Below are 15,622 nucleotides of genomic sequence, written 5' to 3'. Positions count from 1 at the left end.
CCGTTCGTGTCGTGGGCGTTCGTGTCGTGGGCGGTGGGATCGGAACGTCAATGGGCCTGCACCGTGCCGTCCAGGAGGCAGCTGCGGCCGGCGCGGAAGCGGCGTACCAGCTCCTGGAGGACCATGTCGGCGCAGCCCTCGGGGAGGTCGGGGACCGGCAGGCCGATCCGGTCGCCGATCCGGGTCAGGGCGAGCACCGCCCAGGCGGGGGCGGCGAGGAACGGGTCGGAGCCGTCCTGGCCCTCCCACACGCCGAGCACCGCCGCGGCGGCCAGGACGAGGGCGTAGCGGTCGCTCAGCACGCACACCGCCGGGTCGGGCCGGGTGCCGGGGGTGAGCGGGGGCAGGGTCCGGCAGGCCTCGCGCAGGGCGCGCAGTTCGGTGACGAAGCCCTCGGCGAGGTCGGCGAGCGCCGCCATCTGGCCGCCTACGCCGCGCACCTCGGCGAGCCGGGCGGCGGAGCCGACGAGGGAGGCGGCGAGGAAGTCGCCACCGCCGGCGATGGACAGCAGCCGGTAGTCGAGTGCGGGCAGGTCGGCGCCGGCGCGGAACAGCTCGGGCGGCGGTTCCTCCTCCTGGAACCAGGCCCGTTCGGCCAGAGCGCGCAGCTGCGGGACGATCACGGCGTGGCAGGCGGCGGTCCCGGCGTGGCCGAGTCCGGCGACGGGCAGGTCGCGCACGAGCTTGTCCAGGGCGCCGTAGTGCGAGCCGGCGCGGTCGTAGCCGCGCGCGCCGAGCACGGTGGTGAGTTCCTCCAGGTTCTCGCGGAGCAGGTCGGGCACCACGTACTTGACGGCAGCGGCCAGGACGTGGGTGCGGTCCGGCAGCAGGCTGAGCGCGCGCAGCGCGACGGTGGCCATGCTGTCGCAGGCCAGCAGGTCGGCGAAGACTCCGGTGAGCGGTCCCCGACGGCGTGCGGCGACGGGGCGGGAGCGGCCCGCCGTGGCGGCGCGTACGGCCGAGTGCAGCACGGTGTCGGCGGCGGCGACGACGGTGCCGGCGATCAGGCAGCGGTTGACCTGGTAGGTGCGCAGGGCCAGCGCGACGCCCTCGCCGGGCCGGCCGACCAGGGCGTCGTCCGGGACGGGGCAGTCGGTGAACTCCAGCCCGGAGAACTGGCAGCCGCGCATGCCGGAGGTCTCCACGCGGGGCAGGTGGCGCGCTCCGCGGGCCACCTGCTCCCGGTCCAGGAGCAGGACGGAGTGGCTGCGCGGGGTGCGGGCGGGGTCGGTGCGGGCGTAGACGACGTAGGCGCCGGCGCGGGCCGCGTTGATGATGACGTCCTTGCGTCCGCCGAGCAGCCGGCCGCCGGCGGTCCGGCGGGCGGTGAACTCGTCGCGCAGGATGGCGTTGGCGTGCGCGAGTTCGTGGTGGACGATCGCGGCGCGGCCCTGGCCGAGGAGGAGGGCGGCGGTGTCGTGCCGCTGGCGTTCGGTGCCGGCCGCCCAGACGGCGGAGGTGGCGAACAGGGAGGTGATGCCGAAGCCGAAGCCGAGGGCGACGTCCCGGCGGAAGACCGGGCGCAGTGCCTTGGCCAGCAGGTCGGCGCGGGTGAGGCGGCCACCGTACTCGGCGGGTACGAGCTCGGCGGCGAGGCCGGACTCGGCGAGCAGGCGCTCGGTTTCGGCGGGTACCTCGCGCCGCTCGTCGGCGGCGAACAGGGCGGTCAGTCCGTGCGGGTTGGCCGGGTCGTGGGGGTCGCCCAGCGACGTGTCCAGCCGTGTGGCGCGGTCGAGTGCCGCGGTCTCCTCGGAGCCGGGGGTGCGCACCCGGCCGGTGCGGTCCGCGAAGATCTCGGCTGTGGTGGCCATGGTGGCGTGGATCAACTCCTTCGTCGTGGACGCCGGCCACCGCTCCCGCGGTGTGCGGCACCGACGCGGCGGCGGCCCGCCCGTGGCCCGGGGCCGTGCACCCAGGCCATCAACGACGACTCGGGAAGCGGCTGACGACCACTCGCGGCCCGCTGGAGTCCGCGGCGGGGGGCTGCCGGGCCGGGGACGGCCGCCGCCCGGTCGGGCCGGTGCAGCGGCCAAGTCAAGCCGACGCGGCAGCCGGGTCAGGCCCGGGTGGGTAGGGGGGCGGGGGCGGAGTGGGGGAGGGTGGACAGGAGGGTTTGGGTGTCGCCGACCGTGGCGGGGTGGTGGGTGGCCGGGCCGCATTCCAGGAGGGTGGTGTGGCCTGCGGCGAGCAGATGGGCGGCGGCCTGCGGCGGTGCGTGCTCCAGTGGCGCGGTGCTGCGCGCCGCCGCGACCCGCAGCGGCAGTCCGCCGGCCACGTGCGCCGCCGCGATCGCGCCGACCCCGTCACCGGCCACGGCCGCCACGCGTACGCCCCTGTCCTGCCACAGCCGGTACAGGGACACCTCGTAGGCGAACAGGGCGCTCTGGCCGTACTCCGCCCGTGCCAGCAGCCGGGCGTCCACGCCGTCCTCCGGGGCGAACACCACGACGGCGAGCGGCAGGGCGAGCGTCCCCTCCAGTACGGCGCACACGTCGTCGAACGCCGTCCGGAAGGCCGGGAACGTCCCGTACAGCGCCCGGCTCAGCGTGAGCGGCCGCCCGTGCCACGCGGGGAACAGCGCGGCCGTCCGTTCGGATCGTCCTGGTCGAAGGGACACGGGCGTCACCCCTCAGAGCATGCGGACCGAGGTCTCGGCGTGCCGCTTGGCCAGTTCCAGCGTGGCCAGGCTGTTGCGGCCGAGTGCCTCGCGGACGTAGCGGCGGGCGTCGGAGACGGTCGCGCCCGGGCCGAGGACGGTCTCGACGGCGTCCTCGCGCAGCACGACGCTGTGCTGGGAGGTGACCGTCACCCCCGTCTCGTCCGGGACGACGGACCACTCGCCGGTGTGGGCCGTCATCAGGGCGGGCGTGACCGTCTGCTTGTAGACGATGCGGCCGGCGTGCGGGAAGCACACCCGTACGGACTCGGTGGTGTGGGTGGAGCCGTCCGCGGTCGTCGTGTCCATGGACATCACCTGGACGCCGGGCTCGTCCTCGGTGATGTCGAGCCGGGCCACGTGCGGGACGCGTTCGGGCCAGTCGGCCACCCGGTACAGGAAGTCGTAGACCAGTTCGGCGCCGCCCTTGACGCGCACCGAGTCCTCGAAGGTGAGGACCAGTTCGTCCAGGCGGCTCCAGCTCTCGGCGATCCGGCGCAGGTGCTCCAGTTCGCTGCGGCTGTTGGTGTCGACGGCCCGTTCGACCCAGGCCACGCCGTCCGGGTCGTCGCCCTCGACGGTGAAGTCGTGCAGCAGCGTCAGCCGGGAGTTGCCGGTGTCGACGGCGTCGACGGCCCAGGTGCCCAGCATGCTCTTCACCGGGGCGGCCGGCAGGTCCTGGCGGAAGGTGATGCGGCGCTCCGACGGGGACAGCCGACGGCTCGACGTCCAGGACCTGACCTGCCCGTTGGCGGTGGCCCACATCCGCAGCCGTTCGGTCCTGCCGTCGAACTCGAGCTGCTCGACGTGGATGTTGGGCGGGAAGTACCAGGGCCAGCTCGCGGCGTCGGCGATCAGGCCGTAGACCACGCCCGCGGGGGCGGCGACGTCCACGTGGTGCGCTGTCGTGTGCACTCGCTCGGTGGTCATGTCTTGCGACACCCTCTCTCTGCGCGGTCCGCTCGTGGTGCGGCTCAGTAGTTGCCCAGTCCGCCGCAGACGTTGATCGCCTGCGCGGTGATGGACGCGGCCTGCGGGCTGGTCAGGTGGCCGACCAGGCCCGCCACCTCCTCGGGCGTCGAGTAGCGGCCGAGGGGGATCTTCGCCTCGAACTGCTCCTGGACCTGCTCGGTGGTGGTGCCCAGGGCATTCGCGTAGCCCTGCCGGACCCGCTCGGCCATCGGGGTCTCGACATAGCCGGGACAGACGGCGTTGACGGTGATGCCGGCCGGGGCCAGCTCCTTGCCGACGGCCTTCGTGAAGCCGACCACGGCGTGCTTGGAGGCGGAGTACGGGGCGCCGAGCACGACGCCCTGCTTGCCCGCGGTGGAGGCGATGTTGATGATCCGGCCGTGTGCGACGCCGGTGATGCCGCCGTGGCCCAGAACCTCGCGGGTGAGCAGGAAGACGCTGTTGAGGTTGGTGTCGATCACGTCGTGCCACAGCTCGTCGCTGATCGACGCGGTCGGGCCGCCGCCGCTGCGGCCGGCGTTGTTGACCAGGACGCTGATCGGGCCGAACTCCGCGACGGCGGCGCGCACCAGGGCGGCCACGGACTCGGCGGAGCGGACGTCGGCGGCCGTTCCGGCCACCTCCAGGCCCTCCGCGCGCAGGTCCTCGACCGTCTGCTTCACGTTCTGCTCGGTGCGTGCGCACAGGAAGACGCGGTGGCCGCGCTGCCCGAGTTCGCGGGCCACGGCCAGTCCGATGCCGCTCGTGCCCCCGGTGACGAGGGCCACGGGCCTGGGCGGGTTCGCTGTGGTCATCGGTCTGCCTCCCCTGCGGCGCTGGTGCTCAACACCGTGTCCGAGACGGCTGGAGGGGTGCACGAGGGTTCCTCGAGGAGCGCTGGACCGTCGCCGGTGCGGGTGCCCAGGTCGAGCGCGGTCAGGGTCCGCGCCAGCGCGGCGTCCGTCAGCCGGTGCCCGCGGGCGGCGAGGTAGCCGTCGGGGCGGATCAGCAGCCAGCCGCCCTCCGGCAGGCCCAGCGCGTCGCGCAGTGCCCCGTCCGGGTCCGGCAGCGGCCCGGGGTCCGTGCCGGGCCGGCCGTCGAGGGTGCGTACGGACAGCCAGGCGCCGTGACGGCCGGCCGCGTCGGCAGCGGCCCGGGCGGACACGGCGTCGGGGGCGCCGTCGCGGTGCCGGGCGCAGGTCGCGTGCAGCAGGGTCCAGCGGACGTCGCGCAGTTCCCCGGCCAGCGCGTCGGGCCCGGGTGCGCCGGGCCGGCGGGCGGCGGCCGCACTGACGCGGTCACCGGGCACGGGTCCCCGGGCGGGCCGCCGGGCGGGCCGCCGGGCGCCGGGGCCGGCGTCCGCGGGGCGGGTGAGCGGGGAGTCGCGGTAGCCGATGCGCAGCCCGGACATGCCGCCGAGCACCTTGCGCTGGATGGCCCGCCGCAGCGGCGGCACGTTGCGTACGACGGTGAAGACGACGGGCAGTGCCGCGGCGGCCATCAGGTTCTTGAACTGGACCAGGAAGGTGGCGGTACGGGTCGAGCCGAGCAGCGCCCGGCCGATCGGCACCCGCTCCGCGTCGTACGACCGCAGCAGGGGCCGTCCGGCGTGGCCGCGGGCCACGTCCGCGAGTTTCCAGGCGAGGTTGTACGCCTCCTGGATGCCGGTGTTCATGCCCTGCCCGGAGGCGGGGCTGTGGACGTGGGCGGCGTCGCCCGCGACGAAGACGCGGCCTTCGTGCATGCGGGGCACCATGCGCTGCTGGAAGGTGAAGACGGAGGTCCACTCGGGTTCGCCGACCGTGACGGCGGTGCCGAGGCCGGCGCTCAGCTTCCTGGAGAAACGTTCCGGCGCCTGTTGTGCGGTGCGGTCGCCCGGCGCGGTGTCGAGCAGCCGCCAGTGGCCCTCGCGGGCGTAGGGGACCATCATCAGCGCCTGCGTGCCGGTGTGGACCCAGTAGATGCTGTCCGGCGGCAGGGCGGTGCGGACGGGGGCGTCGGCCAGCATCCAGGTGTCCCGGCTCTCGCCGAGCAGCGGCAGGCCGAGCTGCTTGCGCACGGTGCTGTGTCCGCCGTCGCAGCCGACGAGCCAGTCGGCCGTGCAGATCTCCTCGCTGCCGTCGGCCCTGGTCAGCCGCACCCGGACCGTGTCCGCGTCCTGGTCGAAGCCGGTGACCCGTGTCCCCCACTCGGGCGTCACGCCGAGCGCGGCGACGGCCTCGCGCAGCGCGTGCTCGGTGGCGGTCTGCTCGACGACGACGGTGTACGGGTACCGGGTGGGCATGCTCGCGTAGTCGGCCTCCAGGCGCACCAGGCGCCGGCCGGACGCGAACATGGTGAACGCGCGGTTGGCGCGCCCCTGCCGCAGTACGGCCTCCACCATGCCCATCTGGTCGAAGGTCTCCAGCGTCCGCGGGTGGACGGCCACCGCCCGGCTGGTGCGGGCCGGGCCGCTCGCCGCGTCGACGAGCCGGACCCGCAGTCCCCGGCGGGCCAGTTCGTGCGCGGCGGTCAGCCCGACCGGTCCGGCGCCGGCGACCAGGACCTCGGCCCGCGTCTCAGCGGGCACCGGCGGTCTCCCGGACGGTCTCGTTCAGCCCGACGGTCTCGTACAGGCCGGGCTCGGCCGAGGCGAGCGGGCCGAGTTCCTTGACGAGGGCCTGGAACTCGGCGCTGCGCACGGCCCGGCCGTGGGAGTCGGCGTTCTCCCAGACGGCGTACTCCAGGAAGACCCGGGGGTCGGCGAGATGCCGCAGGGTCTGGTTGCTCAGGTGGCCGGGCTGGTCGCTCATGTAGGCGGTGAGGCGCTCCTTGATCTCCAGGAAGCGGTCGATGTCGCCGTGCACGGTCAGCTTGTTGACGAAGGTCACCACGGTGGTCGTCTCCTCGGGTGTACGGGTGCAGGGATGCGGATGCGGATGCGGACGGGGAGGGTCAGGCGGCCTGTTCCGCGGCGGCGTCGGCGCGCAGCCGCGCCCGCACCTCCCGGCGCGCGGGCTTGCCGCCGGCGTTGCGGGGGACGGCGTCGAGGGCCTCCAGGCGCCGGATCCGGTCGGCGTGCCCCAGGCGGGCGTTGGCCCGTTCGCCGACGGAGTCCAGCAGGTCGAGCAGGGTGTCGGCGGGGCCGTCGGGCACCTCGCGCAGGACGACGCCCGCCCAGACGACGGCGCCGTGGACGGGGTCGGGCCAGTCGGCGACGACGCACTCGGCCACGCGCGGGTCCTCGGCGAGGATCCGCTCGACGTGGGAGGGCGAGACGAGTTCGTTGTCGTACTTGAAGACGTCGCCGAGCCGGTCGACGAGGTGGAGGCCGCCGTCGGCACCGAGGTAGCCGACGTCGCCCGTCGACAGCCAGCCGTCGGCGTCGACGGGAGAGGGCTCGGAGTCGTCCAGGTAGCCGGCCATCACCTGGGGGCCGCGGATCTGGACCTCCCCGGTGGACCAGACGTCGACGGGTTCGCGGCCGCCCAGGGAGACGACGCGGCACTCGGTACCGGGCACCGGCGGCCCGACCGCGCCCGCCGCCGGTTCGGCGTCCGGGAGCTGGTTGTGGGCGAGCGGGGACAGTTCGGCCAGCCCGTAGCCCTGGATGACGGGAACGCGCAGCGCCTCGCGCAGCCGGCGGGCGGCGGCGGGCGCCAGGGCGGTGCCGCCGGACAGCACCGCGGTCAGCCGCGGGCCGGCCGGAACGCCCTCGGTGGGCCGGACGAGCCGGTCGTCGGCGGCGAGCCGGTGCAGCCGGGCGGGCAGACCGTAGTAGTGGGTGGCGCCGGCTCGGGCCGCGACGGCCAGCGAGGCGACGGGGTCGGGGTCCCGGCACAGCACCTGCGCGGCCCCGGCGAGGACGGCCGAGTTCAGGTGCATGGTGTGGTAGAGCGGCAGGTGGTTGAGGGTGACCGAGTCGCCGTCGAGCCGGTGGGCCAGGGCGATCTGGGCGGCGTTGGCGACGAGGTTGCGGTGGGTGAGCCGCACGCCCTTGGACCGGCCGGTGGTGCCGGTGGTGAACTGCACGCAGACCACGGCGTCGGGGTCCGCCGGGGGTGCCTCGTACGGCGCCTCGGGCACCGCCGCCAGGGCCGCGGTCAGTGGTACCGATGCGCCGGGGACGACCCCGTCGGCGGCGTCGGTCACCACGACCGTGTGCAGCCGGGGCAGCGTCTCGGCGAGCTTGGTGAGCAGTTCCGCGGTGGCGGACGGGACGAAGACCACCTCGATGCCGGCGGTGGCGCACACGTGCCGCAGGGCGGCCTCGCCGAGCAGCGGGTTGATCAGGGCGACGGTATGCCCGGCGCGCGCGGTGCCGTAGTAGGCGGCGGGGAAGACGGGGTCCAGCACGTTGGCCACGCCCACGACCGCGCCCCGGGCGCCGAGGGTGGCGGTGAGCCGGTGCGCGATCCGGTCGGCCTCCCGGTCCAGCTCGGCGAACGTCAGCGAGCCGCGTTCGGTGGTGACCGCGGTGCCGTGCGGGTCGCGGTGCGCCGCCCGGCGCAGCAGTCCGTCCAGCGCAATCTCCGGATAGGTGAGGATCGTCACGGGTCGGCCTCCTGGCTCCGGTCGGGCGGGAGTGGAGGTCTCAGCGTGCGGGCGACGGCTTGAGGAGGCTTCGAAGAGTGCTCGATCCGGGCCGCAGAAACTGCCGGTGACGGGTCGAGGACACCGTGGGCGGCGGGTGCCGCCGCGCCCTGGACCCGCCGGTTTCTTGCCGAGCCCACAGAAGCGGAGCCGTCCATGTCCGAGTCGACCGAGTACTCCCTGTCGTCCCCGTCCGGCCTGCTGCGGTACGCCGAGGTGCAGTGGTTCTACGCCCGTCAGATGCAGCAGCTCGACCTGGGCAAGGCCGACTCGTGGGCGGCCACGTTCACCGAGGACGCCGTGTTCGACGTACCGACACTGCCCGCCCCGGTGCGCGGACGGTCCGCTCTGGCGGCGGCGGTGGAAGGGGCGCACGCGCGGCTGGCCGAGGCGGGCGAGCAGCACCGCCACGTCATGGGCATGATCGACGTGGTGGAGCGTTCCGACGGCTCGCTGGACGTCCGCTCGTACACGACGGTGTACGCCTCGACGGTCGGCGGTACCTCCCGGGTGCACCGGGTGTGCGTCTGCGAGGACCTGCTGGTCCGGGTGGACGGCGAACTGCGGGTGGCGCGGCGCCGGGTGACCCGGGACGACCTGGCCTGACGCCCGCCGCCGCCCGGCAGGGCTTGGGCGAGTTCCGGAGTCGGGCGGTGCGCCAGGCGCTGATGGCGGACGTCACCCTGCACCTCGGAGGTGAAAGTGGACTTCGCGGTGCGCGAGGTGCCGTTGTAGTTGGCCTGTTCGGCGCCGACGCCCTTGTGGAAGTCCTTGCTCTTGCTCGTGGGCGTGTACCGGTAGCCCGGCTCGCAGGGCCTGGCCTCCAGGGTTGCGCTCGGCTTGGACGTCGGCAAGCCGATCTCGCCGTCTCCCACCGTCGGGTCCGGTGCGGGCGACGTGGTGGGAGCCGGGGCCTCGCCGCGGGTCAGCTTGCGATGCGCAGCGGTGTCTTCACCTCGGGCAGCGGTGCCGGCTCGCCGTCGTCCGGGTCCGGGTCGAAGGACGTGCCCTCGCGCGGGTCGTGCCCGGACGGGAGCGGCACCATCTTGCCGGGGAAGGTCAGTGGCCACAGGTGGGTGCTCTCGTCCTTGAGGTGGTTCACCATGTGCGCCATCGACTCGTACGCCGCGAACAGCGGGTGAAGCTGCACCTTGCCGTGCACGGTCCGCGGGTGGACAAGCCCGCGGTCCTTGAGTTGCCCTATGGCGCGGGAGACCGACGGCACGGTGATGCCCAGACGCCCCGCGATCTGCTTCTGAGTGATGCGGACGAGGCCGGCCGGCTCCTGGCGGGCCTGCAGGATGTCGAAGACCTCCCGGGCCGTCTTGCCCAGGCCGGCGTCGGGCAGCCTCTCGAACATGTCGGGGTTGCGGACAAGCGCGGTGCTCACAACTACCTCCCGGCCTCTGGAATCACGATGGTGCGCTCCCGGAGGAACTTCCCTCCGAGTTGTGCGATGAGGGCACGTTGCTTCCTGCTACCCCACCGGTAAGCGTATGTCGGGTTCACCTGCAGCACTCCCCGGCGGACTTTCCAGGCAAAATGCAATTTATCGAGTTGGGTCAGGGCTTTGCTCACCTTCGGCTGCGAGCATCCGAAGTACGTCGCGAGCTCCTTCTGCGTGGCGTGCAGCTCGCCCTTCTCGTCGTGCTGGGTGGCCATGTGGTTCAGCAAGTCACGGGCCATGGGGGTCAGGCCGAACCGCCAGAGGCTCGCCTGGATGTCCGCGTCGAGGCTGATGTGCTGCCCGCTCGCGAACTGGTAGGCCTTCTTTGGAGGGTCCGAGCTGATGACCCCGCCGTTGGCGGCGACCTTGTCGAGCGCCTTGACCATGTCGCGCAGCACGTCGTTCGACGATGCTGGTGGCGGTACGGGGGCAAGACGCTGCCGGGCTTCCAGCGGCGGCACTGCCGCTACTGAGCGCCTTGCAGGTGTAGGCACTTGACCTGCTCCCTCCTCCGTCCTGGGCCCACGAAAATTAGCACAGGACGCAACTTTTGCAGAGTTCTATTCGTGTGTCGCGGCGATGCTCTTGACTGGCACGATGTATGCCGCTAGGCGGAATACATCGCCCCCGCCCACGTAACGATCTATTCGCCCAGGGGGAATGGATCGCTTACGTTTACGCAGGTCAGAGCCCTGCCGCTATCTTTAAAGAAGCAGGTGCCGGGTTGCCCACGGCAGTACGGCCAGCAGTCGGGGCCGTTGAGCAGTAAGAGGCGTGGCTGATGTCGCCCGTGGCTGCTGGAGGCACACGCGCGCCGCCGTTGTCGACCTCGGGCGCATCGTGGCGGGCTTTCTGTGGCTGAGGTCCATATACGCCGCTGACACCTGCTAGAAGTGGTCGGGCAGCCAGGGCTCAAGCGCGGCAGCATCGAGCAGGCGTGCACCACCTGGCACCGGGCCACCGACCACATGGACGGCGTCCGCGCCGTCCGCACCCGCAAGGCGGTCTCCCGCATGCGCAGCGACCTCGCACGGTTCCGGGCCCGAGGCCTGCGGTGCGTGGCCGAACTCGACGAACGGGGACGCGACTTCCTCGCCGGCGTCCGAACTCAGCCGCATCCGGAAAAGCGGCGGACGACCGGCTCCAGGTAGTCCGCGTGCGGACCGACCAGAACGACCAGTTCGTCCGGCGAGCGCACCAGGGCGATGCTGTCGAGTTCAGGTTCACGGCCCTGGGCACCGAGCTGCTGAACTTCCGACTGCTGCCGAGACTGAAGAACATCGGCAGCATCCGCCTGTACCGCCCGGACGACACCCTGCCCGGCTGGCCGGCGCTCGGCGCCTCGCTGACCCGGCCGATCCGCTGGGAGCTGATCGAGCAGCAGTACGACCAGATGGTCAAGTACGCCACCGCGCTCCGCCTGGGGAGGACGGAGGCGGAGCAAGTGCTGCGGCGCTTCACCCGCGGCGGCCCCAAGCACCCCACCTACGCCGCCCTCGAAGAACTCGGCCGCGCAGTTCGTACGGTCTTCGCCTGCGACTACCTGGCCAGCCCCGGCCTGCGCCGCGAGATCCACGGCGGGCTCCAGGTCGTGGAGAACTGGAACAGCGCGAACACCGTCCTCCACTACGGCAAGGACGGCGCCCTCACCGGCCCGGACAGAGAGCACGCCGAGACCTCCATGCTCGCCCTGCACCTGCTCCAGTCCAGCCTCGTGCACGTCACACCCTGCTGCTTCAGCAGATCCTGGCCGAACCGAAGTGCGCGAAGAAGCTCACCGCCGATGACCGGCGCGGCCTCACCGCGCTGTTCTGGTCGAACATCAACCCGTACGGTACCTTCCGGCTCGACATGGACAAGCGGCTCGACCTCGCGCTGACTGCCGAGTTGCCCCGTCCCCGCACCCCGGTGCACCCCGCCCCGACCGTCGCAGAGGCCCGATGAACGCGTACCGAACCGCCGCGCCGCACCGTCCAGCCGCGGATTACGACCGGAGGTTCGACGGGCAGCCCGTCGTCCAGTGCCCGGACTGCCACTGGGCCCAGGCCTTGGACAAGCGCCTGCACCAGGGGCCCTGGGCCCTGATCTACTGGCACAGAGACCATCCGGCCGACGCGGTCGACCACCTCGCAGAGCTGCCGGACCGCCTGGCCATCCCCTCGTACGTGCAGTGGGGGTGGCAGGCCCACTGGCTGGCCATCGAGGACACGCGGACCGAGGAAGGGTTCCTGCTGTTCGGCAGGGAGGACTTGGAGATCTTCCACTCGGTCTCGGCCCACGGCAGCCTGGACCAGGCGGTGGTCGCGAACACCCATCGGCGGTCGGTCTTCCCGTCCGCGGCCCGCACCGAAATTGAAGCCGCCGCCTCCGACCTGTTCCGCACAGGGCTGCTCCGCCCGGCACGCGGTCTATGAGAAGTGTTCGTCCGCCGAGACGGCGACAGGCGCTCCAGGTACGGACGCTGACGGCGTAAGGGCGGTTTACGGCAGTTGCCGCAGACCGCCCTCGCTGGTGCTGCGCATGGTCAGGAGTTGGCGATCTCCCGGATGAGGTCGAGCTTCTGCTGGGGCAGCAGGGCCTGGTGACGGCCGGCCGCCAGACCGTCGAGGCCGAGAAGGCATCGTGATCTTCGGGGTGGAGGACGGCGGTGATGATTTGCGCGCGTGTGCTGTCATCGTGTGCGTAGACCCACAACCGCTGTTCCTTGCGCGGCTCGGCGACGATGCCCTGATTGCTCATCGCCTGCGGCACGCCACCCGGGAGCGATGGGCGCGCCTCGTGGCCGGCCATGACGCCGAGGGGGCGCGGCGTGCCTCACCCCGCTTGCCGCGCCCGGCGGACGGGTAGCGACAACGAAGGAGTTAGTCACTGCTTCAATAACGCAAGTAGGGCGACTACACCGCCAACGATTGCCACGATTTCGGCAACAATGGTCGTGGTTGAGCGCCTTGGAACGTTCCCCTGTTCATGCCGTACCCACATGAGGACTAAGAAGGTGGCCACGCTGGCCATCGCCCCCATGGCCAGTGCTCTGAAGAGAGCATCATCATCCGACATCACACATCTCCCCCGTGATGCTGCCTGTCCCCTGCAAATGACCATCCTGCCAGAGGACAATCAGCCGCTAGACGGCTTTCCGCAACGGTGGCGACCTCGTCTGTGATCGCCTTGCGCAGCTGCTCGGCGAATCCCTCGGCGGTCGGGTCGAGGGCGGCCCACGTCTTCGGGGAACCACTCCCGGCGCATGGACGCTCCCACCCCTTCGTCGACTACTCGTTCGGCCTAACAAACCGGCCGGACGCAAAGCAACGGGGCGGGCACAGCGCCGACGGCTACTTTGCACCGTGGGTCAGAGATAGGACGCCGGGGCCAAGTCGTCCTCGGCAGCAGCGAGTACACGGTGAACGGGGTCCTCACCCACTCGCCGGGATGGTTCACCGCCTTCGAGGTGTCGACACCACGAACCGCACGTTCGAGGAAGCCGAATCCGAGGCTCACCCCTTCGAGATCATCCTGCGGCGGGTTCGGGTTCGCCTTGGCTGGACCCGTAGTCGGGGAGGCGGACCATCTCCGGGTGGGTGTTCTCCGGGGCGTTGGCAGCGAGCATGTCCAGCATCTCCTGGGTGGGGGCGGGCATGGAGAACCGCTCCGCGCCCTCGCGTCCCAGAGCCTGGTGCTCGGTGACGAAGGGGCGCATCGCGTTCTCGTAGGCCGTGAAGGCCGCCCCGTGGTCGCCGCGGGCCTGTGCCAGCTCGCCGGCCAGTACGTACGCTCCGATCAGCGCTTGGGACGTGCCGCGTCCCGAGGTGGGGGCCGCGCAGTAGCCGGCGTCACCGAGCAGGGCGACCCGGCCCCTGGCCCAGGTGTCCATCACCACTTGGGCGTTGGCGTCGAACCAGAAGTCCTCGGCGTCCCGCATCTCTGTCAGCAGACGTGGGATCTCCCAGCCCTCCCCGGCGAACCGTTCGGCGACGATCCGCTGCTGCTCACCGATGTCGTGCCGGTCGTGGGCGAGCTCCTCGGCGGCGAAGTGCAGGGCTGCCCGGGCTCGGCCGCCCGCATCGCCGGCGAACAGGTTGGCCGCCTTCCCGGGGGAGACGTAGAGCTGCCCGGTGTGGTCCAGTCCCAGATGGTTCGGCAGGCTGAAGATCGCGGTGTGGATGCCCAAGGAGTGCACGAAGCGCTCCTCGGGGCCGAAGACGAGTGCTCGGGTCCGCGAGTGCAGCCCGTCGGCGCCGACCAGCAGGTCGAACCGGCGTGGCGGCCCGTTCTCGAAGGTGACGTCCACACCGTCGGCGTCCTGCTCCACCGCCGAGACCGAGTCGTCGAAGAGGTACTCCGCCCTGTCCTCGGCAGCCGTGTACAGCAGACGGGTCAGTTCTCCCTTGGGAACTTCCAGGTCACCGGCGAAGACCGCGGCCGGGAGGGTGGCGTACTGCCGGCCTTCGGCGTCCACCATCGCCGCGTCGCCCATCGCGGTGTCCAGCGCCCGGACCGGCTCCAGCAGGTCCATCCGGTCCAGCACGTCGAGTGCTTCCCCGCGGAAGTCGACGGCGTAGCCGCCGTGTCGCACCTGCGGGGCCCGTTCGACCACGGTGGCGCGGAAACCGTGGTGGTCCAGCCAGTACGCGAGGGCCAGGCCGGCGACACCGGCACCGGAGATCAGGACCTTCTTGTTCGTCATCGTCGTCATGAGTACAACGTACGAGTGTCAGTATCGGCACTGAAGTGGTGCTTTGATGAAAGCGTCCTAGTGCGGCAAGACTCGCGTGTACTAGTGCACCATGGTTCGGGACCCATTCGACAGGAAGGTCGGTCGTGCCCCAGGCCCCGTACGCACGGATCGCGGGAGAGCTGCGCCACCGTATCGAGACGGGGCAGCTCGCTCCCGGTGACCGTGTGCCGTCCACCCGGGCGATCACCCAGCGGTGGGGAGTGGCCATGGCCACGGCCACCAAGGCGCTGGCCGCGCTACGGCAAGAGGGTCTGGTGAGAGCCGTTCCGGGGGTCGGGACCGTGGTCGCCGACACCGCGCCGCAGGCGCGCTCGGCCAGGCCTCCCGCCGACGACCCGGCCGTCCGGGCCCGCGTCGTCCGGGCCGCCGTCGCACTCGCCGACAGCGAGGGAACGGCCGGTCTGACCATGCGCCGGGTCGCCGCGGAACTGGGCATGCCGACCATGTCGCTCTACCGGCACGTCGCGAACAAGGAACAGCTGATCGCGCTGATGGTGGACGCGGCCTTCGCCAGCGAGCCGCTGCCCACGCAGCCTCCGGAAGACTGGCGCACGGGGCTCGAACTGTCCGCAGCGATCCAGTGGCGCCTCTACCGGGCGCATCCCTGGCTGGCCGCGTCCCTCAACCTCAGCCGGCCCCTGCTCGTGCCGCACGGCATGCGGCACATCGACTGGATCCTGGCCGCACTGGACGGGCTCGGCCTGGATGCCGACACCCGTATGCACGCGGCCGTCACCCTCTTCGGACATGTCCGGGGCCAGGCGGTCGACACAGAACCCGAAGCACGAGCCACCCAGGCCAGCGGCATCACCGCAGAGCAGTGGATGGACGCCCAGCACGACCGCATGACCACCCTGCTGTCCCAGGGCCGCCTCCCCCATTTCGCCGCCGTCGCCCCTGAAGCCGACCTGTCACCCACATCGCTGTACCGGTTCGGCCTGACAACCCTGCTCGACGGCCTCGCGGCACGTATCGCTACTGCGCGGTCTTGAGCCAGCCGTCGGCGATGAGCTTGCGCGACCAGGCGTCCATCACCGTGCGCACCTTGTCCCGGTCGGTCTGCCACACGTCGGCCAGGGCGTCGACGGCAAGGTCGACGAAGCCGTCGTTGTGGCGCAGCGCGAACCACATCGTGGCGGCGAGGGGGGTGCAGCGGAACCGGTCGGCCCTGTCCTGTCCCCGCAGGGTGATCTGGCCGTTCGTCAGGGCGGTGCTCGTGACTCCGTCACCGGGCAGAATGCGCATGGAACGCTTCCCTTCT

At 72.0% G+C, this 15,622-nt stretch carries 16 protein-coding genes; 5 read left to right on the top strand and 11 right to left on the bottom strand.

Features of this window, described 5'->3' with window-relative positions:
• Positions 1-47: 47 nt before the first annotated feature.
• The 7 genes from ACIGO6_RS38980 to ACIGO6_RS38950 form a co-directional block, all read right to left on the bottom strand.
• Positions 48-1,811, bottom strand: a complete 1,764-nt coding sequence (locus ACIGO6_RS38980) for an acyl-CoA dehydrogenase (protein ID WP_399885098.1) — start codon at positions 1,809-1,811, stop codon at positions 48-50.
• A gap of 245 nt (positions 1,812-2,056) precedes the next feature.
• A complete protein-coding gene (locus ACIGO6_RS38975) occupies positions 2,057-2,617 on the bottom strand; it encodes an acyltransferase domain-containing protein (RefSeq protein WP_399885096.1) in 561 nt (186 codons plus the stop codon).
• Positions 2,618-2,629: 12 nt separating this feature from the next.
• Complete coding sequence (locus tag ACIGO6_RS38970) at positions 2,630-3,586, bottom strand: aromatase/cyclase (protein ID WP_399885094.1); 957 nt, start codon at positions 3,584-3,586, stop codon at positions 2,630-2,632.
• A 44-nt stretch (positions 3,587-3,630) separates the two neighbouring features.
• Positions 3,631-4,422, bottom strand: coding sequence for a 3-oxoacyl-ACP reductase FabG (gene fabG / locus ACIGO6_RS38965; RefSeq protein ID WP_399885092.1), 792 nt, complete (start codon positions 4,420-4,422; stop codon positions 3,631-3,633).
• Positions 4,419-6,176 (bottom strand): FAD-dependent oxidoreductase, encoded by a 1,758-nt coding sequence (locus tag ACIGO6_RS38960; RefSeq protein ID WP_399885090.1) that lies wholly within the window; start codon positions 6,174-6,176, stop codon positions 4,419-4,421. The genes fabG and ACIGO6_RS38960 overlap by 4 nt, the downstream gene beginning before the upstream one ends.
• Positions 6,166-6,480, bottom strand: coding sequence for an antibiotic biosynthesis monooxygenase family protein (locus ACIGO6_RS38955; protein ID WP_399885088.1), 315 nt, complete (start codon positions 6,478-6,480; stop codon positions 6,166-6,168). The genes ACIGO6_RS38960 and ACIGO6_RS38955 overlap by 11 nt, the downstream gene beginning before the upstream one ends.
• Positions 6,481-6,541: 61 nt before the next feature.
• Positions 6,542-8,140 carry a class I adenylate-forming enzyme family protein gene (locus ACIGO6_RS38950; protein ID WP_399885086.1) on the bottom strand — a complete coding sequence of 533 codons (1,599 nt, stop codon included), beginning with the start codon at positions 8,138-8,140 and terminating at the stop codon, positions 6,542-6,544.
• Between the two features lie 195 nt (positions 8,141-8,335).
• On the opposite strand from ACIGO6_RS38950, the gene ACIGO6_RS38945 reads away from it, so the two are divergent.
• Positions 8,336-8,785, top strand: a complete 450-nt coding sequence (locus ACIGO6_RS38945; protein WP_399885084.1) for a nuclear transport factor 2 family protein — start codon at positions 8,336-8,338, stop codon at positions 8,783-8,785.
• 319 nt (positions 8,786-9,104) lie between these two features.
• On the opposite strand, the gene ACIGO6_RS38940 is transcribed toward ACIGO6_RS38945, so the two are convergent.
• Both ACIGO6_RS38940 and ACIGO6_RS38935 read right to left on the bottom strand, forming a co-directional pair.
• A complete protein-coding gene (locus ACIGO6_RS38940; protein WP_399885082.1) occupies positions 9,105-9,569 on the bottom strand; it encodes a helix-turn-helix domain-containing protein in 465 nt (154 codons plus the stop codon).
• Between the two features lie 2 nt (positions 9,570-9,571).
• Positions 9,572-10,087, bottom strand: a complete 516-nt coding sequence (locus ACIGO6_RS38935; RefSeq protein ID WP_399885080.1) for a replication/maintenance protein RepL — start codon at positions 10,085-10,087, stop codon at positions 9,572-9,574.
• A gap of 432 nt (positions 10,088-10,519) precedes the next feature.
• Here ACIGO6_RS38935 and ACIGO6_RS38930 point away from each other — a divergent pair, with 432 nt between their 5' ends.
• The 3 genes from ACIGO6_RS38930 to ACIGO6_RS38920 all read left to right on the top strand — a co-directional run bounded on the left by ACIGO6_RS38930 (position 10,520) and on the right by ACIGO6_RS38920 (position 12,040).
• Complete coding sequence (locus tag ACIGO6_RS38930) at positions 10,520-10,777, top strand: hypothetical protein (RefSeq protein ID WP_399885078.1); 258 nt, start codon at positions 10,520-10,522, stop codon at positions 10,775-10,777.
• Between the two features lie 5 nt (positions 10,778-10,782).
• Complete coding sequence (locus ACIGO6_RS38925) at positions 10,783-11,505, top strand: Tn3 family transposase (protein ID WP_399885076.1); 723 nt, start codon at positions 10,783-10,785, stop codon at positions 11,503-11,505.
• A 61-nt stretch (positions 11,506-11,566) separates the two neighbouring features.
• Positions 11,567-12,040 (top strand): hypothetical protein, encoded by a 474-nt coding sequence (locus ACIGO6_RS38920; protein ID WP_399885074.1) that lies wholly within the window; start codon positions 11,567-11,569, stop codon positions 12,038-12,040.
• A 1,094-nt stretch (positions 12,041-13,134) separates the two neighbouring features.
• Here the strand turns inward: ACIGO6_RS38920 and ACIGO6_RS38915 are convergent.
• Complete coding sequence (locus tag ACIGO6_RS38915) at positions 13,135-14,319, bottom strand: FAD-dependent monooxygenase (protein WP_399885072.1); 1,185 nt, start codon at positions 14,317-14,319, stop codon at positions 13,135-13,137.
• A gap of 125 nt (positions 14,320-14,444) precedes the next feature.
• Here ACIGO6_RS38915 and ACIGO6_RS38910 point away from each other — a divergent pair, with 125 nt between their 5' ends.
• Entirely contained in the window at positions 14,445-15,353 is a 909-nt protein-coding gene (locus ACIGO6_RS38910; protein WP_399885070.1) for a GntR family transcriptional regulator, read from the top strand.
• On the opposite strand, the gene ACIGO6_RS38905 is transcribed toward ACIGO6_RS38910, so the two are convergent.
• Positions 15,337-15,606, bottom strand: coding sequence for a hypothetical protein (locus ACIGO6_RS38905; RefSeq protein ID WP_399885068.1), 270 nt, complete (start codon positions 15,604-15,606; stop codon positions 15,337-15,339). The genes ACIGO6_RS38910 and ACIGO6_RS38905 overlap by 17 nt on opposite strands.
• Positions 15,607-15,622: the final 16 nt, after the last annotated feature.

Origin of the sequence: Streptomyces sp. NPDC053750, assembly GCF_044544295.1 — a bacterium.
GTDB lineage: Bacteria > Actinomycetota > Actinomycetes > Streptomycetales > Streptomycetaceae > Streptomyces.
Note: the sequence above shows the minus strand (reverse complement) of the source record. Positions and strands in the feature narration are given on the sequence as shown.